Source organism: Staphylococcus pragensis (genome assembly GCF_004785665.1).
Classification (GTDB): domain Bacteria; phylum Bacillota; class Bacilli; order Staphylococcales; family Staphylococcaceae; genus Staphylococcus; species Staphylococcus pragensis.
The window spans coordinates 539,447-560,713 of the sequence record NZ_SRPJ01000001.1 but is presented as its reverse complement, the minus strand read 5'-3'; the positions used below and the strand labels follow the sequence as shown (position 1 = coordinate 560,713).

The following is a 21,267-nucleotide window of genomic DNA, read 5'->3' as shown; positions in this document are numbered from 1 at the left end:
ATTTTTAAAAAAGTCTCAAAAATGATTTTGACATATTTTCAAAATCACTTTGAGACTTTTGCTATTATTTCTCAATAAAGTGGTGTTAGTAATAAACATCTTTATCTGCCACAACTTTACCGTCTACTCTAATGGTATAGCCAGCTGATGTACCTTTTTCAATAGCTAATGGAATTGTTATGGTCTTGTCATCAGTAATTGTGTAAGTTTGAATAGCACTTGTACCACTATTATTTTTATCTCTTACATATACTTGAACTTTTTGACTAGTATCGTCTTCCCCAGTGTACGGTATCGTGTACGTTTCATTATAATTTTTTATATTCGCTGTGTTTTTCGAATCATCACTTTTTTCTTGTGAATCATTCTTTTTATTATCCTCTGTATCCTTACTATCACCTTTATCTTTACTATCTTTATTGCCTTTGTTATCTTTCTTATCTTCTTTACCTTTAGAAACAGTGAAATGGATAATACTACCCTCGTCTACTTGTGTACTCTTAGGTGTCTGAGAAATGATTTTATCTTTTTTAATATCATCACTAAATTCTTCAGATATTTCTACTTTTAATTTATCTTTTTCTAATTCTTTTTTGGCAGTTTGATAATTTTCGTTTTCATAATTTTTAACATAGACTTTTTTCACGCCTAAAGACTCAGTTAATATAATACGATGATCATTTACTTTTACTTCGCTATCTGGAGTAATATTTTGTCGAAGAATACTACCTTTCGGCATTTGGTTACTATATTCCTGCTCAATAGAAATATTATTTAGTTTTAATTCTTTTAGTTTATTGACTGCTTCATCTTTTTTCATACCGATGACATTCGGCATTTTTGCACGCTCAGGACCTTTTGAAAGAATGATATCTACCTTATCATGTTGATTAATTCTTTCCCCAGCTTTGGGTGTAGATTTCACGATTTTATTTTCAGGATAAGTATCGCTATATTCGCGTGAAATTTTACCAATTTCTAAATGTGACTTACGAAGTAATTTTTCCGCTTCCTTTTCGGTTTTACCTGTTAAATCTGGCATTTCAGAATATTTATCTCCAAACATACCAATAGCTATAAAACCGAATAAGCTTACTAAAAGAAAAAGTAAAATTAAAGCAATAGCAAATTTCTTCTTTTTAGAACGTCTCTTACGAGGAGGTTCATATATATGATTCTCACTCGTTTGAAATTGATGCTCATTTACGATTGGAATTTGCATGGTTTGTGCAATATTTTTCTTAGCATCTTCTTCTTTTAATTTATCTTTAATTTCATTTTTATTAATAGGGACTGTTTTTTTCTCATCATTTTCAAGCATATGTCTTTTTTCATTAATACGGCTCGAGACTAATACACTACTTAAATCTTCTCGCATTTCTTTAATACTATGATAACGATGCTCAGGATTTTTAGCAGTAGCCTTTAATACCACATTGCTTAATGATTGAGGCACATCTTCCCTTTGGTCAGTCACATTGGGAACAGATTCTTGTATATGCTTTATAGCAATACTTACAGCAGTTTCTCCACTAAATGGTGGGTGGCCAATCAACATTTCATAAAGTACTATACCAATTGAATAAATATCTGTAGTTTCATTAGTCGTTTCACCTTTAGCTTGCTCAGGTGACAAATATTGTACTGTACCTAGTACGTGATTAGTTTGTGTCATAGAAGTTTCACTAAGTGCTTTCGCAATACCGAAATCAAATATTTTTAATGTTTTATTTTTATCAATTAAAATATTTTGAGGTTTAATATCCCTATGTACAATGCGCTTTTCATGTGCTTGTTGAACACCTTTTAAAATTTGTTCAACAAAATTGATTGCCGTATCAATACTTAGTGGTCCATGACTATGTATATATTCTGAAAGCGTAGGGCCATCAATATATTCCATAATGAGATAAAAACATTCCTCTTCTTCATCTACATCATAGACTTCAACGATATTATTATGACTAAGTTGAGTGGCATTATTTACTTCTCTTTCAAAACGATGCATCGTTTCATCTTTTTCATTCTGTGGAATAGAAATTGCTTTAATAGCTACTTTTCGATTCAAAATCGTATCTTCGGCTAGGTAAACAATACTCATTCCACCGCCACCGAGTTTATCTAAAACTTTATAGCGATCACTAATTAACTTTCCTATCATACACTATCACCTTCAATAGAAGCTAATAGTACACTGATATTATCTTTAGAACGATGATATAACGCTAATTGAATTAACTGATTACCATGTTCTTCAAGTGATAATGGTTCACTTAAGGCTTCTAAAATACGCGCATCTCTTACGTAATCTGTAAGTCCATCTGATGCTAGTAAAAGGTAATCATAGTAACTATAACGTTTAGTAAATATATCAGGATTTACACGTTTATCTGTACCCATCACCTTTGTAATAATATTACGTTGAGGATGAGACCATGCTTCTTCTTCAGTAATTTGTCCTGTCATTACTAAATGATTAACAAATGAATGATCGTGTGTAATTTGTTCAATCTCTCTTGTGCTTACTACATACGCTCTAGAATCTCCAATATTAGCAATTACTAATTGTTTATCAAAGACAAGTGCACAGACGCAAGTTGTGCCCATGCCTTTATAGTCTTCATGACTTTGAGCATACTCAAATAGATCACGATTTATATCTTTTAAAGTCAAACGCAACCAATCTTCTGCTTGTTCGAACTCAATAAAGTTTTCATTTTCAAAGCGTTTTTGAAGTTCATAAACAACAAATTGGCTTGCAATTTCTCCTGCTTTATGACCACCCATTCCATCGCATAATACTAATAATTGTTGGTGGGTTTGGTTATAAAAAATACCTCCTGCATCTTCATTCTTATCTCTATGTTGTCCAGTATCTGTGAAAAATTGTGCGTTTAGCATTTTGATTACCTCGTTTCTACTTGTCGTTCCTTAGCTCTTAATTGTCCACATGCTGCATCAATATCGGCACCTTGTTCACGTCTAATCGTAGCATTAATGCCGAGTCTTTTTAATTCTTTTTCAAATTTAAAAATGTCATCTTTCGGTGTCTTAACATAATTACGTTCTGGAACATGGTTAACAGGTATTAAATTAACATGGCAATTTAAATCTTTGATTAGATGCGCTAAATCACGTGCATGTTCTAATTGATCATTAACGCCTCCAAATAAACCATATTCAAATGTAACACGACGATTTGTTTTTTCTTGATAATATTTAATCGCCTCCATTAACTTATCTACATGATAAGCACGGTTAATAGGCATTAATCTTGAACGTATCTCATCTTTCGCAGCATGTAAACTTACTGCAAAGTTAATTTGAATATCTTCTTCCGCAAAATCATAAATACGTGGAATAATACCTGATGTTGAAACCGTGATATGACGAGCCCCGATATTTAAACTATTATCATCATTAACAATACGTAAAAAGTCCATCATTTCATCATAGTTTTCAAATGGTTCACCAATTCCCATGATTACAATTTGAGACACACGTTCATTTGTAGCATCTAATGCTTTTTGTACAGTTAATACCTGAGAAACGATTTCTCCCGCTTCTAAATTACGTTTTAATCCTCCTAATGTAGAGGCACAGAAAGTACAACCAATACGACAACCTACTTGTGTCGTTACACATACTGAATTACCGTAATCATGACGCATTAATACCGTTTCAATCGTATAACCATCTTGTAATTCAAATAAAAATTTAATCGTACCATCTTTACTTTCTTGTTTTACTACGGTAGTTAACGTTGTCATAGCAAAATTATCTTTTAATACTTGACGTAACTCTTTAGATAAGTTCGTCATTTCATCAATGCTATTTACACGTTTTTGATATAACCATTCAAAAATTTGTTTCGCTCTAAATTTTTGTTGTCCGTGTTCTACTAACCACTCTTGCATTTCATCAAATCTCAAAGAATAAATCGATTGTTTATCGAAATCAGGCAAGAATTTATTTTTCTTCTTTTTTTCAGCAGTTATCATCTTAACTTTCCTTTCTTTTTATTTTAGTTATGAAAAATCCATCTGAATCGAAGTCTTGGGGTAAAATTTGTAACGTTTTAACTTGTTCTCCAGTGATTGGATGTGTGATTGGCTCAAATTCAAAATCTTTATTGCGTTTTAAGAACGTGTAAATCACGTTCTCGTTTTCAAGTTGTTCTATTGTACACGTCGAGTAAATAAGTGTACCTCCAGGCTTTAAGTTACCTTTTACATTGTCTAATATCTCAAGTTGCAATTCAACTAGGTCATTAATACTTTGTTGAGATTGTACATATTTAATTTCAGGCTTATGTCTTAATACACCTAATCCACTACAAGGCGCGTCCACTAAAATTTTGTCATACATGCCTTTATAAGGTGTTGTAGCATCATGATCAAATGTTGTTATATTCTTAAGTTGCAATTTTCTAATATTTTCTTTAATTAAGCCAATTTTATGCTTATGCACATCTGTCGCATCAACATGGCCATGTGGCGATAATAATTCTGCCATATGACATGCTTTACCACCTGGTGCACTACATGTGTCTAAGATTTCATCATTAGGTTTCACGTCCATGAAGTAACCCACAAACATTGAACTTTTATCTTGAATTGAAATAAGTCCTTCTTTAAATGCTAAAGAATCTACTACAGGTTTGCCTTTCAAATGTAAACAATATGGTATGATATTATCTATTTCAACTTGATAACCTTCATCTTGTAAACGCGTTGCCATCTCTTCAGGATTAATTCGGCTTGTATTAACTCTTACAGTATTCGCTGTTTGTTGCAGAAAAGCATTGGCGATTTTATGGGTTTGTTCAATACCATGATGCGTTATCCAATGCTCAATAATCCATTTTGGCACACTATACTGAATAGACATACGTTGTTTTTCATTTTTTATAGTATCAATGCTAGTTAAATCACTTCTGAAAATGGTTCTTAAAATACCATTTACTATATTGCCACTGTGCGGTCCACCACGGCGCTTTGCGATATCTACAGCTTCATTGATAATAGCATGATTAGGCACTTTATCTAGATAAATATATTGATACAGACTCATCCAAAGTAATTGTCTAACCCAGCCTTTTACTTTTGTTTTAATAAACGGTTTTAAATAAAAATCTAACGTTAATTTACGTTTTATCGTACCATAGACTAATTCTGTGAAAAGTGGTTTATCAATAGAAGATATCTCCTCATTTGAAAGTACTTCATTAATCTTTAAATTACTATAAGCATTATCATTTAAAATATCTTGGATAGCTTGAAACGCTAATTCTCTCACTGTTTGTGTCATACTAATGTCTTCCCAACTAGTGATTCTTGCACGCCACTTAAGTAATTACTTACTAACATACGTTTTTTCCCTGCTAATTGTATATCTGTTAATGCTATAGCATCATCTGAACCTGTACCAACTATAATTGCTTTTTTAGTTGTTTCAATAATTTGACCTGGTTCGCCTTTTTTACCTTCAATAATATGAGCAGCAAATAGTTTTAAATTTGTATCATCCATCTTAGTATAAGCTACTGGCCATGGCGATAATCCTCTAATATGGTTATGAATATCTTGCGCTGACTTTGTCCAATCGATTCGTTCATCTTCTCTGCTAATATTTGAAGCAAAGCTAGCCTTTGCGTCATCTTGAGGGATGCTGTCATTCGTTCCTTCAATAATTGAAGGTAATGTTTCTTTTAATAAATCGGCGCCCAAGAAACTTAGTTTATCATGCATTGTTCCTACATTATCATCTTCCTCAATATCAATGGCTTTTTGAGAAATAATATTACCAGCATCTAACTTCTTCACCATATACATAATAGTAATACCAGTTTGTTTCTCTCCATCAATAATCGCTTGATGAATTGGTGCACCACCGCGATATTTAGGTAATAGAGAAGCGTGAACGTTGATAGCGCCTTTTTTAGGGGCGTTTAATAAGCTTTCAGGTAATAACTGACCAAATGCAGCAGTTACAATTAAATCTGGCTCAAGGTTTAATAATGTAGTTAATTCTTCTGAATCTTTAAGTTTTTCAGGTTGATAAACAGGTATATCATGCGCTTGAGCTACTTTTTTAACTGGGGGTGGTGTTAATACGCGTTTACGTCCAACCGGTCTATCTGGTTGAGTAACGACTGCAATCACCTCATGCTCTACTATTAACATTTCTAATACTTTTGTTGAAAAATCAGGTGTTCCCATAAAAATTATTTTACTCATTTTCAAAATACGCCTCCACTTCTTCTTCAGTTAATACTTTTTTAGCACGATCGGTAAATAATATGCCATTTAATTGATCAACGATGTGTAAAATCATGCGCGCCACATCATCATAAGCAGTTAATTCTATTTTATTTCCCTCTAAATCATTACTTTCTACTGTAATCATTTTACTACGTTCTACTTCCGCATATACGCCAGGTAAATTCACAGATCCTTCTAAGTCGGTTATTTTCTCAGCTGATTCAGATTTAATGACAGGATTTACTAGCTGTAATAAACCTTCTAATTCCATATCAATCATCGCCACTTGTTTGCTAATCCCTATTTGAGGCGCACTCAATGCAGATGCTTCTTCAGCATATAGTGTATCTTCAATATCTAATAATAAATCTTTTAATACATCATCAAATTGTGTTACAGGTTGTGCTTTTTTAGTTAATACAGGATGCGTAGATTGGACTAATTTTTGTATCGCCATAATGTATGCTCCTCCTGAAAAAAATTCATCATATAATTATAACTTAATTCAAATTGAATTGCGACCTTAGACTGAAATTAATACTGAATAGCTTGTTATCAATTGCATTTAAATTTGATACGATTAAAATAGAAAGTAAGAAGAAATTAATTATAAAAAGATTGGAGGTGTCATTAAAATGGAAGTAAACAAAATTATATATATCGTTTTAGCAGTATTTTTAGGTAGTTTTGGTGTGCACAAGTTTTATGCAGGTAAAACGATATCAGGCATTTTACATTTAGCTTTCTTCTGGACAGGCATTCCACATATCATCGCTATTATTAGTGCAATCTTAACATTATTCAGACCTGCCGATGAAAATGGTAACGTAGTAATGTAGCATATTTATTAAAAAAGTTACGCCACAGAATTTAAATTCTGTGGCGTAACTTTTATTTTATCTTAAAATAAATAAAATAATTGGTAATACAAGCGCTATGATACTTATTATCGTTGGAATAATAAAGCGTATCTCATCTATATATTTTTTATGGGTTTCTTCTTTAATTTGAAACATCATATTTTGAATGGTCAAAGTTAAAGCTTTATGATTACTATCTATCTTGTGACTTAATTTTTCTTCTACGTTATTTATACGTTGGGTTAGCTTTTGTTCCACGTCGTCAATACGTAAGTTCAACTTTTGTTCTACATTATCGATTTTTTGATCAAGTCTTAGCTCAACATTATCTATTTTCTCACTAAGTGTTGCTTCTGTTCTGTTGATTTTATCTCCAAGATGATTAAATCTTGAATCAACGTGTTCTTTAAATTCCTCAAATTCTTTGGTACCGACATATTTTTCTTCAATCATAGCGGTCATCCTCCATTATTAAAATGCCATGTGCTTACAGTGATGTGTATGTTCTAGATGCTTGAATGACATAGAATAATTAATGGGTAAATTAAACATTGCGTTTTAGCGACAATATTACGCTCTAATTAAGTTTACATTTTACACCTTGACATCATTTTTATTACTCATAAAAACTCGATAATTTCATCACATCATTATTTGAGGATTAATATCAATTTTCAAGGATAGCTTATCTTTCATATACGCTTCATGATAATAATCATCTAAATATTGTAACGCTTTAAGCAATTCTGGCTCACGCTTATATTTAACAAGGATTTGAAAACGATGTTCGTTATTAATTCGCGCAATAGCTGCAGGAGAGGGCCCTAGCACTAGTGCTTTATCGGTTAAATGTTGTAACAATACTTGATGAACATGTTTTGAAGCTTCCATCACTTTTTTCATATTTTTGTGTGCAATAGTAAAATTGATTAAAAAGTAATATGGAGGATATTTTCCAATTTTTCGAAACTCCATTTCTTTTTGGTAAAACGTTAAATAATCATTTTGTTTTACATCTTCAATAGCGTAATGGGTTGGATTATATGTTTGTATAATTACTTTCCCGGGCTTTTCATGACGTCCAGCTCGACCTGACACTTGGGTTAATAATTGATACGTTCGTTCACTTGCTCTAAAGTCGGGTAAGTTTAACATTGTATCGGCATTGAGTACGCCTACCAATGTAATGTTAGGAAAGTCTAAGCCTTTCGCAATCATTTGTGTACCTAGTAAGATATCACCTTTGCCCTTTTCAAAATCAGTAAGTAATTTCTCATGTGCACCTTTACGCGATGTCGTATCTACATCCATACGAATGATACGCGCTTCTTCAAATTCTTGTTGCAATATTTCTTCTACGCGTTGTGTCCCTGTACCTACTTGGCGAATATGGGGACTCTCACAGTTAGGACAAATATTAGGCGGTATTTCTTGGTAACCACAATAATGGCATTTTAACTGATCCGTTGTTTTGTGGTAAGTAAGCGAAATATCGCAATGAGGGCATTGAGGAACATAACCACAATCACGACATAACATGAATGATGCATATCCACGGCGATTTAAAAATAATACAATTTGTTCATTTTTATTTAAACGATCTTGAATTGCTTCACGCAATTCATTTGAGAACATGGAACGGTTGCCTGAACTTAATTCTTCACGCATATCAATAATATCAATCGAAGGTAGTGCTTGTTGATTCACCCTAGTAGGCAATGTTAGAAGTTGATATACTCCCTTTTCAGCTCGAGCATAAGATTCAAGACTTGGTGTTGCACTTCCTAGCACTAATGGACAATGATGATAACGACTGCGCCATTCAGCAATGTCACGCGCATGATATCGTGGATAATCTTCTTGTTTATAAGTTGATTCATGCTCTTCATCAATAATGATAATACCTAAGTTCTTAAAAGGCGCAAAAATACTTGAACGCGCTCCAACACTCACTTGCGCTCTACCGTCTCTAATTTTTTGCCACTCATCATAACGTTCCCCATTTGATAAACCTGAATGAAGCACGGCCACGTCATCACCAAAACGACGTTTGAAACGTAAAACCATTTGTGGCGTTAAGGCAATTTCAGGAACTAACATCATAGCTTGTTGCCCTTTATTAAGTACCTCTTCAATAGTTTGTAAGTAGACTTCTGTCTTCCCTGAACCAGTAACCCCATGTAGTAAAAAGGTACGCTGTTGTTCTTCATCAATCGTTGTTTTGATTTGTTGAAAAGCCTCTTCTTGTTCTTGGGTTAATGTACGTTTGTCTTCTCTTTCAAAAATACGATCTGCAAATGGATCACGTTCTACTTCAGCATCATATTTTTCGATAAATCCTTTTTTTACAAGACTATCAATACTAGATTTTGAAAATCCCATTTCTTCTAAATCTTTAAGAAAAACCGTCTTATGTTGTTCATCTAATAAGAAGGCATACACATCATATTGCTTCATGGATTTTTCAAGCAATGCCAATATTTCATCAGGATGATAGTCATCAAGAATGCGAACCGCTCTTTGCATTTTTTTTTTAGTATTTTGAGATAACAATGTTACTTCTTGAACGCTACCTGCTTTGAGTAAATCATTTAATACCGGTAAATGATTATTTTTTGCGCCTCTTTATATTTATAATGACCTTTTGAATCAAAATACTTTAAAAGTTCTTCCTCTATGTCATTATGTTTTACGACTTCAAATACTTTTGTATATTTTGCCTTAATGGCACTAGGTAACATCGCTTCAAGGACTGAAATACTCTTAGATACATGAGAATAACTTAACCATTCACTTAATTGAATTAATTCAGGCGTTAATTCAGGGCGTATATCTTGCACTTCTTTAATTTCTTTTAACTTTTGAATATCAATATCATCACTTGGTTGTGACTGAATATCCATAACATAGCCTTGAATTGTACGAGGCCCAAATGGAACGATTACTCTGACGCCTACTTGTATAAATTCTTCTAACTTATCAGGTACGAGATAGTCAAACTTAAAATCTACACTCTTGGAAGGTACATCTACAATGACCTTTGCAATCATTATTGCCACCTAGTTTCTAATTCATCTAAAATTTGTTGAGCGAGTTGCACTTTTTTTCCTTTCTTTATATTGTGTGCCTCACCATTTTTAAAATGCATTGTTAATTCATTATCATCAGATTTAAAACCAATTGATTGATCACCTACATTATTTGAAATAATGACATCTGCATTTTTACGTTTTAATTTATCTTGTGCATATTGTTCAATATTTTGTGTTTCCGCAGCAAAACCTACTAAATATTGATGGGTTTTATGTTCACCTAAATATTTTAATATATCTTTAGTACGCTTAAATGTGACTGATAAATCCCCTTCTTGTTTCTTCATTTTATGGTCTAGCACTTGAGTAGGGGTGTAATCTGACACTGCAGCTGCTTTCACTACAATATCTTGTTCATCATAGCGTTGTGTCACCGCTTGGAACATTTCTTCTGCGCTCTCAATATGAATCACTTCTACCCCAGCTGGATCCTCTAATTGAGTAGGACCAGTGACTAATGTCACATGTGCACCACGATCTCTTAATGCTTGGGCGATTGCAAATCCCATCTTTCCAGATGAACGATTTGAAACAAAACGAACGGGGTCAATCACTTCTACTGTAGGTCCTGCTGTAACTAAGGCATGCTTGCCAGTGAAGCTACTATGTTGAATTTGTTGCTGTTGTTTAAAATAGTCGTTAAGGACACTTACAATTTGTAGTGGTTCTTCCATTCTTCCTTTTGCCACATAACCGCACGCTAAGAAACCATCACCAGGTTCAATGAAGTGATAACCGTCTGATTTAAGTACATCAATATTGCGCTGTGTACGAGGATTCTCATACATATGCACATTCATCGCTGGCGCTATAAATTTAGGTGTTTCAGTAGCTAACAACGTAGAAGTCACCATATCATCAGCAATGCCTACACTCAATTTAGCAATCATATTGGCAGTAGCTGGTGCTACTATAATCGCGTCAGCCCAATCTCCTAGTGCCACATGCTGAATTTCTTGAGGATTCTCTTCTTTAAAAGTACTCGTGTATACTGGATTTCTACCAATAGCTTGAAATGCTAAAGGTGTTACGAATTCTTGAGCATGATCTGTAAGCATAACTCTTACATCGTAACCTGCTTGCGTTAACTTACTCGTTAAATCAATTGCTTTATAAGCTGCAATACCACCTGTTACGGCGAGTAGAATGTGTTTCATAATCGGCTTTCTCCCTTACTTTTTTCGATTATTTAATAGATTTTTACATTAAGCCTGTAGGCAAACCATTTCGGTTTTTATACGTTGTTTTACTTTCTGACAAGCTCATTTTAAATCAATTATACACAAATCAATCGTATAATTAAAAACACACACCTTAATAAAATGAGTAGCTCATTTAATGTAAGGTGTGTGAATCTTATCTATGGTAGTCACATAAATTAATACAATCTTGTGAATTTAAAAATGCTTTAAACGTTAAACTTAAGCGTAAAAATCATCTGGATATTCAGGTTCAATTTTACCGTTAGCGATTTCTTCTAATGCTTGACCAACTGGTTTAGCTGAATGATAACCATTTAATAAAGCAGTTTCAGGTTTCTCATCTAATTCACGTGCACGCTTAGCTGCAGTCGTAGCAATTAAGTATTTTGAATTAATTTTTGATTGTAATTGATTTAAAGGTGGGTTTAACATTATTTTTTGGCCTCCAATAACATTTTTCTATATATAGCTTCTACGCGTTCTCTTTTTAAATGCTCCGCTTCAACGATTGATTGAATACGTTGTTTGGCTAAATCTACTTCATCATTAACAACAACATAATCGTAAAGATTCATCATTTCCACTTCTTTACGTGCTTCATTAACTCTGCTTTGAATTTTTTCATCAGATTCAGTGCCTCGCCCAACTAAACGTTCTCTCAAATGGTCTAGGCTTGGCGGTGCAAGGAAGATAAATAATGCATCAGGAAATTTCTTTCTTACTTGTTTAGCACCTTCTACTTCAATTTCTAAAAATACGTCATGACCAGCTTCCATCGTATCTTTAACATATTGAACAGGTGTTCCATAATAATTTCCTACATATTCGGCATATTCAATAAATTGATCTTCCTGAATTAACGCTTCGAATTCTTCTTTCGTTTTAAAAAAGTAATCTACACCATCAACTTCTCCTTCGCGCATATCACGTGTAGTCATTGAGATAGAGTACTTATATGATGTAGTTGGATCGTCAAATATTTCTTTACGAACAGTTCCTTTACCTACTCCTGAAGGACCTGAAAGAACAATTAGTAATCCTTTTTCATTATCCATGCCTTACGACCTCTCTAAGCTATTCTTCTATTATTTAAATATAATATCACATTGAGGATTGAATTGTATAGAGTATGAACGACAAACTTAACTCATGACGCTATGATTTTACCATGTTACAATATAATGAATGAAAATATTGAAGGTGGAAATTAATTATGGCATACGATGGCTTATTTACTAATAAAATAGTAGACTCATTACAATTTCTAGTTTCTGGTAGAATTCACAAAATTAATCAACCAGAAAATGACACAATAATTATGATTGTACGACAAAATCGTAAAAACCATCATTTATTGTTATCAATACATCCAAGCTTTTCAAGAATGCATTTAACTAATAAAAAATACGATAATCCGTTTGATCCACCTATGTTTGCACGTGTCTTCCGTAAACATTTAGAAGGTGGCATTGTGAAAGCAGTGCGTCAAATTGGAAATGACCGCCGTGTAGAGATTGATATTGAAAGTAAAGATGAAATTGGAGATACAATTTATCGTACCGTCATTCTTGAAATAATGGGTAAACACAGTAACCTCATTTTAGTAGATGACAATTATAAAATTATCGAAGGATTTAAACATTTAACACCTAATACTAACCAATATCGTACAGTAATGCCTGGTTTCCAATATGAAACGCCTCCTACGCAAAATAAAATCAATCCGTTTGAAATGGATGGCCAAGAAGCGTTAAAACATATTGATTTTAATAGTGGTAAAATTGCAAAACAACTATTAACTACATTTGAGGGCTTTAGTCCTTTAATTACAAATGAAATTGTAGATCGTTATCAATTTATGACTTCTGAAACATTGCCTAAAGCATACGATGAAGTCATGGAACAAATACACCAGGAACCTGTACCCATTTTCCATAAAAATCATGAAACAGGTAAAGAAGATTTCTACTTTATGAAACTTAAACAATTCCAAGATGATGCCGTTATATATGATTCATTACATGAATTGTTAGACCGTTTCTATGATGCGCGTGGCGAACGAGAACGAGTGAAACAACGTGCGAATGATTTAGTGCGCTTTGTTCAACAGCAACTTCAAAAGCAACAACATAAGTTAAACAAATTGATTGAGGAATATGAAGGTGCGAAAGATAAAGATACGCAACAATTGTATGGGGAACTCATTACGGCTAATATCTACCGTATTAAACAAGGTGATGAGTCTGTCACAGCACTTAATTACTATACTAATGAGGAAGTGACGATTCCTTTAAACCCAACGAAGTCTCCTTCAGTAAACGCACAGTATTATTATAAGCAGTATAATCGCATGAAAACGCGTGAACGAGAACTCGATCATCAAATTAAATTAACACGTGAAAACATTGATTATTTCGCTAATATTGAACAACAACTTGAACATATTACAGTGGATGAGATAGATGATATTAGAGATGAATTAGCTGAACAAGGCTTTATGAAACAGCGTAAAAATGTTAAAAAGAAGAAAAATGAAAAGATCCAACTACAAACGTATCTATCAACCGATGGAGATACGATATTAGTTGGTAAAAACAATAAACAAAATGATTATTTAACTAATCGTAAAGCTCAAAAATCTCATATTTGGTTCCATACGAAGGATATACCAGGCTCTCACGTGGTGATTTTAAATGACGCGCCTAGTGAGCAAACAATTAAAGAAGCAGCAATGTTAGCGGGTTACTTCTCTAAAGCCGGTAATTCTGGACAAATACCAGTAGACTATACAGAAATTCGAAATGTTCACAAACCTTCAGGTGCGAAACCTGGTTTTGTCACATATGATAATCAAAAAACGCTCTATGCTACACCTGATTACGATAAAATCCAAAGTATGAAACAAAAATAAAAATTGTTTATCCACGTTATAAATTGCTTATAGCGTGGATAATTTTATTTTGATTGTAAAGCAGTTCTATAAGACGAAATATCTATTCACTTATTCTGTAAATTATTTATCAACAATCTTTAAAACAAAAAGGCACTTTCGCGTCATTTATTTATTGCTAAACAAAATTTGCGCAGTGCCTTATATCTTTCTATAGAATTATGTTATTAAGTACATTATATCAATCGTACACTTTATTTTTCTGGTAGAGCTAATTGGAAGCTCACACCAAACTTGTCTTGTACCCAAGCGAATTCTCTAAATGGTGGCATTGCTGTTTTTGGCATTAAAATAGCGCCTTCCTTTTTTAATCCGCTAAATAAACGTTCCATTTCCATCGCATTATCTACAGTGATATATAGTGAAATGGATGGATTCATAGGTAATTCTTCACCATTATTAGCGTCAATTGCCATAAATACTTGTCCATTCAACGTAAAGATAGAATGTTGTACTGTCCCTGGCACGCCTGGTCCTTCTTCTCCATATTTCACCATAGTTAAAATTTCACTATTTTCGAATAGGCTTGTATATAAATTAATTGCTTCTTCAGCTTGATTATTAAACATTAAAAATGTTGTTATTTTAGGTATTTCCATTATAATCCCCCTGCGTTTTCTTTATATTCATATTATTATTCTAAACTATTCATGAATAATTTAACAAAATTTCAATCTTACATAATACTTCCTAAAACTTATTTTTTTGACTTATTTTGTATTATCGTTACAATTAAAGAAAGTTAAATTGGAGGCTTTTTATAATGATGCATTTTGTTATTCCCCTATTATCTATGTGTATTGTGTTATTAATAGGATGGGTCTTAATTAAAATTTTTATTCGTTAATAATATTTTCTGATTACATTTAAACGCCATAAAAGGAATTCACTTAGTGGCGTTTTTTTATAACTAAAAAAATGGTACATACACGACTATATCTGTATTTAAACAGCTGTCGTGATATGTACCATTTTGTCTTTTTAAATTTCGCCTTTTTGGCGTAAAGATTCTTTTGCTTTTTTGAAAAAATCAATAGTATGTTCGAAAGCCTCCATACTTGTTTTGTTACTCTCATTGTGAATGCTTTCGATACTTTCATCAACCGTTAATCTCTGGTCTGGGGTTTTAAAATTAGTTTCACTATATAAAAAATCATTCACATGTCGCATCTTATTATAAAAATGATTTTTCTCTTTATCAGTAGTCAATATTCACTACCCCCTTTAGACATAGCTTATTATAAGTTGTCTCTCCAATCAACTAACGTTTGAATATCTTCTTCAGAAATTTTACCTTCTTCACGAGCTACTTCGATTAATTCATTATAGTTACTTAATGTATAGAAAGGTACGCCAATGTCCTTAAACATTTTATCTGCTTTAGCTAAACCATAAGTGAAAATAGCTACTACACCTACTACTTCTGCACCTGCTTCTTGTAAAGCTTCTACCGCAGTAATTGATGATCCACCAGTGGAAATTAAATCTTCAACCACTACTACTTTTTTACCTTTACTTTGAGCGCCCTCGATTTGATTTTGTTTACCATGACTTTTACTTTTAGAACGTACATAGTTCATCGGTAAACTTAATTTCTCAGAGATATAAGCAGCATGAGGAATACCAGCTGTCGCAGTACCTGAAACAACGTCAACGTGATCAAACTTATCAGTGATTAACTGGCTTAAGCCATCACGAATTGCTTCACGTACTTCAGGATAACCTAATGTTACACGGTTATCACAATAGATAGGTGATTTAATACCTGAACTCCATGTATATAAATCGTTTGGTGATAATGTAACTGCTTCAATATCTAATAAAGATTTCGCAATGTTTTTTGCCATTTTAACCTAACCAACTTTCTTTAATATTGTTATAACTTTCTACTGGATTTTGACTTTGTGTAATTGGACGTCCAACTACAATGTGCGTTGCCCCTAATTGTTTAGCATCTTCTGGTGTAGTAATCCTTTTTTGATCATTTACCGCTGCCCCTTGTGGTCTGATCCCTGGTGTTACTTTTAAAAAGTCTGAACCTAACTCATTTGTTAATAATTCCGCTTCAAGTGGTGAACATACGACACCGTCAAGTCCAGCTTTCTGTGTTAATGTCGCATAATTCAATACGGCTTCTTCAATTGATGTTTGAATATTTTGTTCGTTATGCAACATCTCTTCAGTAGTAGAAGTTAACTGAGTTACCGCTATAATCTTTGTGTCTTTACTATATTTACGTAAACCACGTATAGCTGCCTCCATCATTTGTGTACCGCCAGCAGCATGCACATTAACTAAATCTACATCAAGTTTACCTAAGCCTTCCATTGCTTTCTCCACGGTGTTGGGAATATCGTGCAACTTAAGGTCTAGAAAGATATCATGTCCACGTGATTTAATCGTTTTAATTAAGTCTGGACCTTCTTGATAAAATAATTCCATGCCAATTTTCACAAATAATGGTTCATCAAATTGATCAAGAAACGTGTTTACTTTATCCGCAGATTCAAAATCTAAAGCGATAATTGGTAAATCCTTCATTTATAAAGCTCCTTTTGAAAATGAACGACGAAAACAGTTTAAGGTTTGTAAAGTCCAAACCTTATTCTGCTTTGTCGTTCTTACTGATTATTTACATATTTCTCATTGTGAATGTCATGCTTTCAATCACATTTGTCAATGCGCTTGCAGTGTCTAATGACGTTAAGCAAGGTACACCATTTTCTACAGTAGTACGACGGATTTGGAAACCATCTCTTTCTACTTCTTTACCTTTTGTCATTGTATTAATTACAATTTGTACCTCTCCATTTTGAATGCGTGTTAGTAAATCATCTTCTCCACCGATTTTACCTACGACTTCAACTGGAATGTGTTGTTCTTTTAATTTTTTAGCTGTACCTTCTGTAGCTAAGATTTTATAGCCTACTTCATTTAAACGATGTGCTATTTTAACAATTTCTTCTTTATCTTTATCGCTTACTGTCATTAATACAGTACCGTGATCTTTGACTTCTACACCACTACCAGTTAAGCCTTTATATAAAGCTTTTTCTAATGTCATGTCTTTACCCATAACTTCACCGGTAGATTTCATTTCAGGTCCAAGCGTCACATCTACATTTTTTAATTTATTGAAGCTGAATACTGGTGCTTTAACATATACGCCTTCTGAATAAGGTTGCACCCCTTGTTTGTAACCTAAATCTTTCAACTTAGTTCCCATAATCCCTTGCATTGCTAATTGTGCCATTTGAATATCAGTGATTTTACTTAAGAATGGGACTGTACGACTAGCACGTGGGTTCACTTCTAATACATAGACACCATCATGTGCGATTACGAATTGAATATTAATTAAACCTACAATGTTTAAACCTTTAGCCAATTTGATTGTGTAGTCTTCTAGAGTATCAATATCTTCTTGACTTAATGTTTGTGGTGGATAAACTGCGATTGAGTCACCGCTGTGCACACCTGCACGTTCGATATGTTCCATGATACCAGGGATAATCACTGTTTCACCGTCTGAAATCGCGTCTACTTCGATTTCTTTACCTGTTAAATATCTATCCACTAGTACAGGATGCTCTGGACTCGCTTTAACCGCTTGTTCCATATAGTTTTCTAATTCTGCATCGCTATTTACGATTTCCATTGCACGTCCACCTAAAACGTATGATGGGCGTACTACCACTGGATAGCCAATTTCACGGGCATTTTCAAGCGCTTCCTTAGGAGAAGTCGCTGTCTTACCTTTAGGTTGTGGCACATCGATCTTACGTAATAACGCTTCGAATTCTTTTCTATCTTCTGCACGATTTAAATCTTCTAATGTTGTACCTAAGATTTGAACACCATGTTTTGCTAATTTATCAGCCAAGTTGATTGCTGTTTGACCACCAAATTGTACAACCACACCTTTAGGCTGTTCTAAATTAATAATGTTCATTACATCTTCTTCAGTTAATGGTTCGAAGTATAATTTATCTGAAATTGAAAAGTCTGTTGAAACTGTTTCAGGGTTATTATTCACGATAATTGCTTCATATCCAGCATTTTGAATAGCCCATACGGCATGTACAGTAGCATAGTCAAATTCTACCCCTTGTCCAATACGGATTGGACCTGAACCAAGTACTAAGATTTTTTCTTTATCAGTAACAATTGATTCGTTTTCAGTTTCGTACGTACCATAATAATAAGGTGTAGCAGATTCAAATTCTGCGGCACATGTATCTACCATTTTATATACTGGCTTAATATTATTATCTTGGCGTAATTGATATACTTCTTCTTCTGTCATGCCAAAGCGGTGTGCGATTACTTTATCACTGAAACCATAGTCTTTAGCATATTTAAGGTATTCTAAATCACCAGGATGCGCTTTTAATTCGTGTTCAATATTAATGATATTTTGGAATTTATTTAAGAAGAAATAGTCGATTTGAGTCATGTTATGAATTTCTTCTAATGTTGTACCACGACGAATGGCTTCACCAATGAAGAATAAACGTTCATCATCTTGATGACCAATACGTTCTTTAATGTAGTCTAAGTCAAAACTTTCACCATTTGGTAAGCCTAAATGATGTACACCGTATTCTAATGAACGAATTGCTTTTAGTAATGATTCCTCATAAGTACGTCCAATCGCCATAACTTCACCGGTAGCTTTCATTTGTGTACCCAATTCTCGTTCACCTTTTTCAAATTTATCAAATGGGAAACGAGGAATCTTAGAAATAACATAGTCTAATGCTGGTTCAAAGGCAGCATAAGATGTGCCAGTTACTGGGTTTAACATTTCATCTAACGTTAATCCTACTGCGATTTTAGCCGCTAGTTTAGCGATTGGGTAACCAGTTGCTTTAGACGCAAGTGCTGATGAACGTGATACACGTGGGTTAACTTCGATAATATAATAATTTAAAGAGTGTGGATCTAAAGCTAATTGAACGTTACATCCACCTTCAATACCTAATGCTCTGATTACTTTAAGTGATACATCACGTAACATTTGATATTCAACATCAGATAGCGTTTGGCTTGGTGCTACAACAATCGAGTCACCAGTATGGATACCGACTGGGTCGATATTTTCCATATTACATACAACAATCGCGTTGTCATTTTTATCACGCATTACTTCGTATTCGATTTCTTTATAACCTGCGATTGATTTTTCAATTAAACATTGTGTAGCAGGACTGTAGTGTAAACCATTACTAACTACTTCTTTTAATTCTGCATCGTTATGGCAAATACCGCCACCAGTACCACCCATTGTAAAGGCTGGACGTACAATTAATGGATAGCCTACTTCATCTTTAAATGCAAAAGCTTGTTCTACTGTATTTACAATATCACTCTCAGGTACAGGCACGTTTAAATCATTCATTAATGATCTAAACAATTCTCTGTCTTCTGCTTGTTGAATTGATTTAAGTTCAGTACCTAATAGTTTTACATTATTTGCTTCTAATACACCGCTATCATGTAATTGAATCGCCATGTTTAATCCCGTTTGACCACCTAATGTTGGTAGTAATGCATCGGGTTGTTCTTTTCGGATAATACGAGCAATAAAGTCATGTGTTAACGGTTCGATATAAACTTTATCTGCAATTTCTTTATCTGTCATAATTGTGGCAGGATTTGAGTTAACTAAAATTACACGATAACCCTCTTCTTTAAGTGCTAAGCACGCTTGTGTACCAGCGTAATCAAATTCTGCAGCTTGTCCAATAATAATCGGACCTGATCCAATCACTAGAATCGTTTGAATATCGTCACGTTTAGGCATTTGCTTTTTTCTCCTTTTCTTTAAATTCTTTCATCATTGTCATAAATTCATCGAATAAGTAATTCGAATCACTTGGGCCTGGTCTAGCCTCAGGATGATATTGTACTGAGAATGCAGGTAATGTTTTATGTCTTAACCCTTCTACTGTGCCATCATTTAATGCAATATGCGTAACTTCTAACTCTGTATTTGCTAATGAATCTTTATCAATCGCATACCCATGGTTTTGGCTAGTAATATCTACTTTACCAGTACGCAAGTCTTTAACCGGATGGTTCGCACCACGGTGACCAAATTTCATCTTGAATGATGTCGCACCTTGAGATAATGCGAATAATTGATGGCCTAGACAAATACCAAAGAATGGAATTTTACCTAAAATACCATTAATCATATCTAATGCTACATCTACTTCATCTGGATCCCCAGGGCCGTTGGATAACATTACACCATCTGGAGCCATTGCTAAAATTTCTTCTGCTGACGTATCATATGGTACAACAGTTACGTTACACCCTCTTGAATTTAATTCACGCACAATGTTTTGTTTCTTACCAAAGTCTAATAACACAACGCTTAAGTCTGAACCAGTTGAAACGTATGGCGTTTTTGTTGAAACTGTCGTCACTTCATCGCGAGGTAACTCCGCTGTTTTTAAGCTTTCAGCTAATTGTTCAATTTCTTCTTTATTATCAGTGAATCCAGCTTTTAATACACCATGTTGTCTGATTTTACGTGTAATACTACGTGTATCTACGCCTGAAATTCCTGGAATCTTGTATTGTTCAAGTACTTCATGTAATGTTTTTTGCTTTCTAAAATTACTTGGGTGAGTACTTGCTTCTTTCACTACTACACCATTTAATGTAGGTGTTAATGATTCAAAATCATCCCTATTAATCCCATAATTTCCAATTAATGGGTAAGTAAAGGTCACGATTTGACCTGTATAAGATGGGTCAGAAATTGTTTCTTGATAACCAGTCATTGCTGTGTTGAATACAATCTCACCAATAGATAATTCATCTGATCCTAATTTATAACCTTCATAAAATGTCCCATCTTCTAATACAAGATAACGTCGTTCAAGCATT

18 protein-coding genes and 1 pseudogene are annotated in these 21,267 nt (G+C 33.7%); 2 read left to right on the top strand and 17 right to left on the bottom strand.

The genetic code is table 11. From position 1 onward, the window contains the following. Positions 1-85 precede the first annotated feature (85 nt). From pknB to E2558_RS02820, 6 genes are read right to left on the bottom strand one after another with little or no spacing between them, the layout of a single operon-like run. On the bottom strand, positions 86-2,161 hold the full coding sequence (pknB, locus tag E2558_RS02845) for a Stk1 family PASTA domain-containing Ser/Thr kinase (RefSeq protein WP_126566558.1): 2,076 nt from the start codon (positions 2,159-2,161) through the stop codon (positions 86-88). After that, complete coding sequence (locus tag E2558_RS02840) at positions 2,158-2,901, bottom strand: Stp1/IreP family PP2C-type Ser/Thr phosphatase (protein WP_126566556.1); 744 nt, start codon at positions 2,899-2,901, stop codon at positions 2,158-2,160. Before E2558_RS02840 ends, pknB begins: the two co-directional genes overlap by 4 nt. Before the next feature lie 5 nt (positions 2,902-2,906). Next, positions 2,907-4,001: a dual-specificity RNA methyltransferase RlmN gene (gene rlmN, locus E2558_RS02835; protein WP_126566554.1), complete on the bottom strand. Its 1,095-nt coding sequence runs from the start codon at positions 3,999-4,001 to the stop codon at positions 2,907-2,909. 1 nt (position 4,002) lies between these two features. Continuing rightward, on the bottom strand, positions 4,003-5,310 hold the full coding sequence (gene rsmB / locus E2558_RS02830; RefSeq protein WP_126566551.1) for a 16S rRNA (cytosine(967)-C(5))-methyltransferase RsmB: 1,308 nt from the start codon (positions 5,308-5,310) through the stop codon (positions 4,003-4,005). Beyond that, entirely contained in the window at positions 5,307-6,239 is a 933-nt protein-coding gene (gene fmt, locus E2558_RS02825; protein WP_126566548.1) for a methionyl-tRNA formyltransferase, read from the bottom strand. Before fmt ends, rsmB begins: the two co-directional genes overlap by 4 nt. Then, positions 6,232-6,720 (bottom strand): peptide deformylase, encoded by a 489-nt coding sequence (locus tag E2558_RS02820; protein WP_126566546.1) that lies wholly within the window; start codon positions 6,718-6,720, stop codon positions 6,232-6,234. The genes fmt and E2558_RS02820 overlap by 8 nt, the downstream gene beginning before the upstream one ends. Positions 6,721-6,898: 178 nt before the next feature. Between E2558_RS02820 and E2558_RS02815 the strand changes: the two genes are divergently transcribed. Next, positions 6,899-7,102 (top strand): TM2 domain-containing protein, encoded by a 204-nt coding sequence (locus E2558_RS02815; protein ID WP_126566543.1) that lies wholly within the window; start codon positions 6,899-6,901, stop codon positions 7,100-7,102. A 57-nt stretch (positions 7,103-7,159) separates the two neighbouring features. Here E2558_RS02815 and E2558_RS02810 read toward each other — a convergent pair whose 3' ends face one another. From E2558_RS02810 to gmk, 5 genes and pseudogenes are all read right to left on the bottom strand, one after another. Next, a complete protein-coding gene (locus E2558_RS02810; protein ID WP_126566541.1) occupies positions 7,160-7,576 on the bottom strand; it encodes a hypothetical protein in 417 nt (138 codons plus the stop codon). A 189-nt stretch (positions 7,577-7,765) separates the two neighbouring features. Beyond that, a pseudogene (priA, locus tag E2558_RS02805) lies at positions 7,766-10,173 on the bottom strand (primosomal protein N'). After that, positions 10,173-11,372: a bifunctional phosphopantothenoylcysteine decarboxylase/phosphopantothenate--cysteine ligase CoaBC gene (coaBC, locus tag E2558_RS02800; protein WP_126566536.1), complete on the bottom strand. Its 1,200-nt coding sequence runs from the start codon at positions 11,370-11,372 to the stop codon at positions 10,173-10,175. The pseudogene priA and the gene coaBC overlap by 1 nt, the downstream one beginning before the upstream one ends. 264 nt (positions 11,373-11,636) lie before the next feature. After that, positions 11,637-11,849, bottom strand: coding sequence for a DNA-directed RNA polymerase subunit omega (gene rpoZ, locus E2558_RS02795; RefSeq protein WP_103297890.1), 213 nt, complete (start codon positions 11,847-11,849; stop codon positions 11,637-11,639). After that, entirely contained in the window at positions 11,849-12,472 is a 624-nt protein-coding gene (gene gmk / locus E2558_RS02790; RefSeq protein ID WP_126566534.1) for a guanylate kinase, read from the bottom strand. Before gmk ends, rpoZ begins: the two co-directional genes overlap by 1 nt. A gap of 158 nt (positions 12,473-12,630) precedes the next feature. On the opposite strand from gmk, the gene E2558_RS02785 reads away from it, so the two are divergent. Next, complete coding sequence (locus E2558_RS02785) at positions 12,631-14,328, top strand: Rqc2 family fibronectin-binding protein (RefSeq protein WP_126566531.1); 1,698 nt, start codon at positions 12,631-12,633, stop codon at positions 14,326-14,328. 233 nt (positions 14,329-14,561) lie between these two features. Here E2558_RS02785 and E2558_RS02780 read toward each other — a convergent pair whose 3' ends face one another. The 6 genes from E2558_RS02780 to E2558_RS02755 all read right to left on the bottom strand — a co-directional run bounded on the left by E2558_RS02780 (position 14,562) and on the right by E2558_RS02755 (position 21,266). Further along, positions 14,562-14,966, bottom strand: a complete 405-nt coding sequence (locus E2558_RS02780; protein WP_126566528.1) for a VOC family protein — start codon at positions 14,964-14,966, stop codon at positions 14,562-14,564. Positions 14,967-15,348: 382 nt separating this feature from the next. Further along, positions 15,349-15,576, bottom strand: a complete 228-nt coding sequence (locus E2558_RS02775) for a hypothetical protein (protein WP_126566526.1) — start codon at positions 15,574-15,576, stop codon at positions 15,349-15,351. 29 nt (positions 15,577-15,605) lie between these two features. Next, the gene (gene pyrE, locus E2558_RS02770; RefSeq protein ID WP_126566523.1) at positions 15,606-16,214 is read right to left on the bottom strand and encodes an orotate phosphoribosyltransferase; all 609 of its coding nucleotides are present in this window, start codon (positions 16,212-16,214) and stop codon (positions 15,606-15,608) included. Position 16,215: 1 nt separating this feature from the next. Next, positions 16,216-16,908, bottom strand: coding sequence for an orotidine-5'-phosphate decarboxylase (gene pyrF, locus E2558_RS02765; protein WP_126566520.1), 693 nt, complete (start codon positions 16,906-16,908; stop codon positions 16,216-16,218). 91 nt (positions 16,909-16,999) lie between these two features. Continuing rightward, a complete protein-coding gene (carB, locus tag E2558_RS02760) occupies positions 17,000-20,173 on the bottom strand; it encodes a carbamoyl-phosphate synthase large subunit (protein WP_126566517.1) in 3,174 nt (1,057 codons plus the stop codon). Next, on the bottom strand, positions 20,166-21,266 hold the full coding sequence (locus E2558_RS02755; protein ID WP_126566514.1) for a carbamoyl phosphate synthase small subunit: 1,101 nt from the start codon (positions 21,264-21,266) through the stop codon (positions 20,166-20,168). Before E2558_RS02755 ends, carB begins: the two co-directional genes overlap by 8 nt. Between the last annotated feature and the right edge of the window lies 1 nt (position 21,267).

Bases quoted from the DNA above. Each gene is read 5' to 3' on its own strand.
- pknB (WP_126566558.1), bottom strand. From the start codon at position 2,161: ATGATAGGAAAGTTAATTAGTGATCGCTATAAAGTTTTAGATAAACTC.
- E2558_RS02840 (WP_126566556.1), bottom strand. From the start codon at position 2,901: ATGCTAAACGCACAATTTTTCACAGATACTGGACAACATAGAGATAAG.
- rlmN (WP_126566554.1), bottom strand. From the start codon at position 4,001: ATGATAACTGCTGAAAAAAAGAAGAAAAATAAATTCTTGCCTGATTTC.
- rsmB (WP_126566551.1), bottom strand. From the start codon at position 5,310: ATGACACAAACAGTGAGAGAATTAGCGTTTCAAGCTATCCAAGATATT.
- fmt (WP_126566548.1), bottom strand. From the start codon at position 6,239: ATGAGTAAAATAATTTTTATGGGAACACCTGATTTTTCAACAAAAGTA.
- E2558_RS02820 (WP_126566546.1), bottom strand. From the start codon at position 6,720: ATGGCGATACAAAAATTAGTCCAATCTACGCATCCTGTATTAACTAAA.
- E2558_RS02815 (WP_126566543.1), top strand. From the start codon at position 6,899: ATGGAAGTAAACAAAATTATATATATCGTTTTAGCAGTATTTTTAGGT.
- E2558_RS02810 (WP_126566541.1), bottom strand. From the start codon at position 7,576: ATGATTGAAGAAAAATATGTCGGTACCAAAGAATTTGAGGAATTTAAA.
- coaBC (WP_126566536.1), bottom strand. From the start codon at position 11,372: ATGAAACACATTCTACTCGCCGTAACAGGTGGTATTGCAGCTTATAAA.
- rpoZ (WP_103297890.1), bottom strand. From the start codon at position 11,849: ATGTTAAACCCACCTTTAAATCAATTACAATCAAAAATTAATTCAAAA.
- gmk (WP_126566534.1), bottom strand. From the start codon at position 12,472: ATGGATAATGAAAAAGGATTACTAATTGTTCTTTCAGGTCCTTCAGGA.
- E2558_RS02785 (WP_126566531.1), top strand. From the start codon at position 12,631: ATGGCATACGATGGCTTATTTACTAATAAAATAGTAGACTCATTACAA.
- E2558_RS02780 (WP_126566528.1), bottom strand. From the start codon at position 14,966: ATGGAAATACCTAAAATAACAACATTTTTAATGTTTAATAATCAAGCT.
- pyrE (WP_126566523.1), bottom strand. From the start codon at position 16,214: ATGGCAAAAAACATTGCGAAATCTTTATTAGATATTGAAGCAGTTACA.
- pyrF (WP_126566520.1), bottom strand. From the start codon at position 16,908: ATGAAGGATTTACCAATTATCGCTTTAGATTTTGAATCTGCGGATAAA.
- carB (WP_126566517.1), bottom strand. From the start codon at position 20,173: ATGCCTAAACGTGACGATATTCAAACGATTCTAGTGATTGGATCAGGT.
- E2558_RS02755 (WP_126566514.1), bottom strand. From the start codon at position 21,266: ATGCTTGAACGACGTTATCTTGTATTAGAAGATGGGACATTTTATGAA.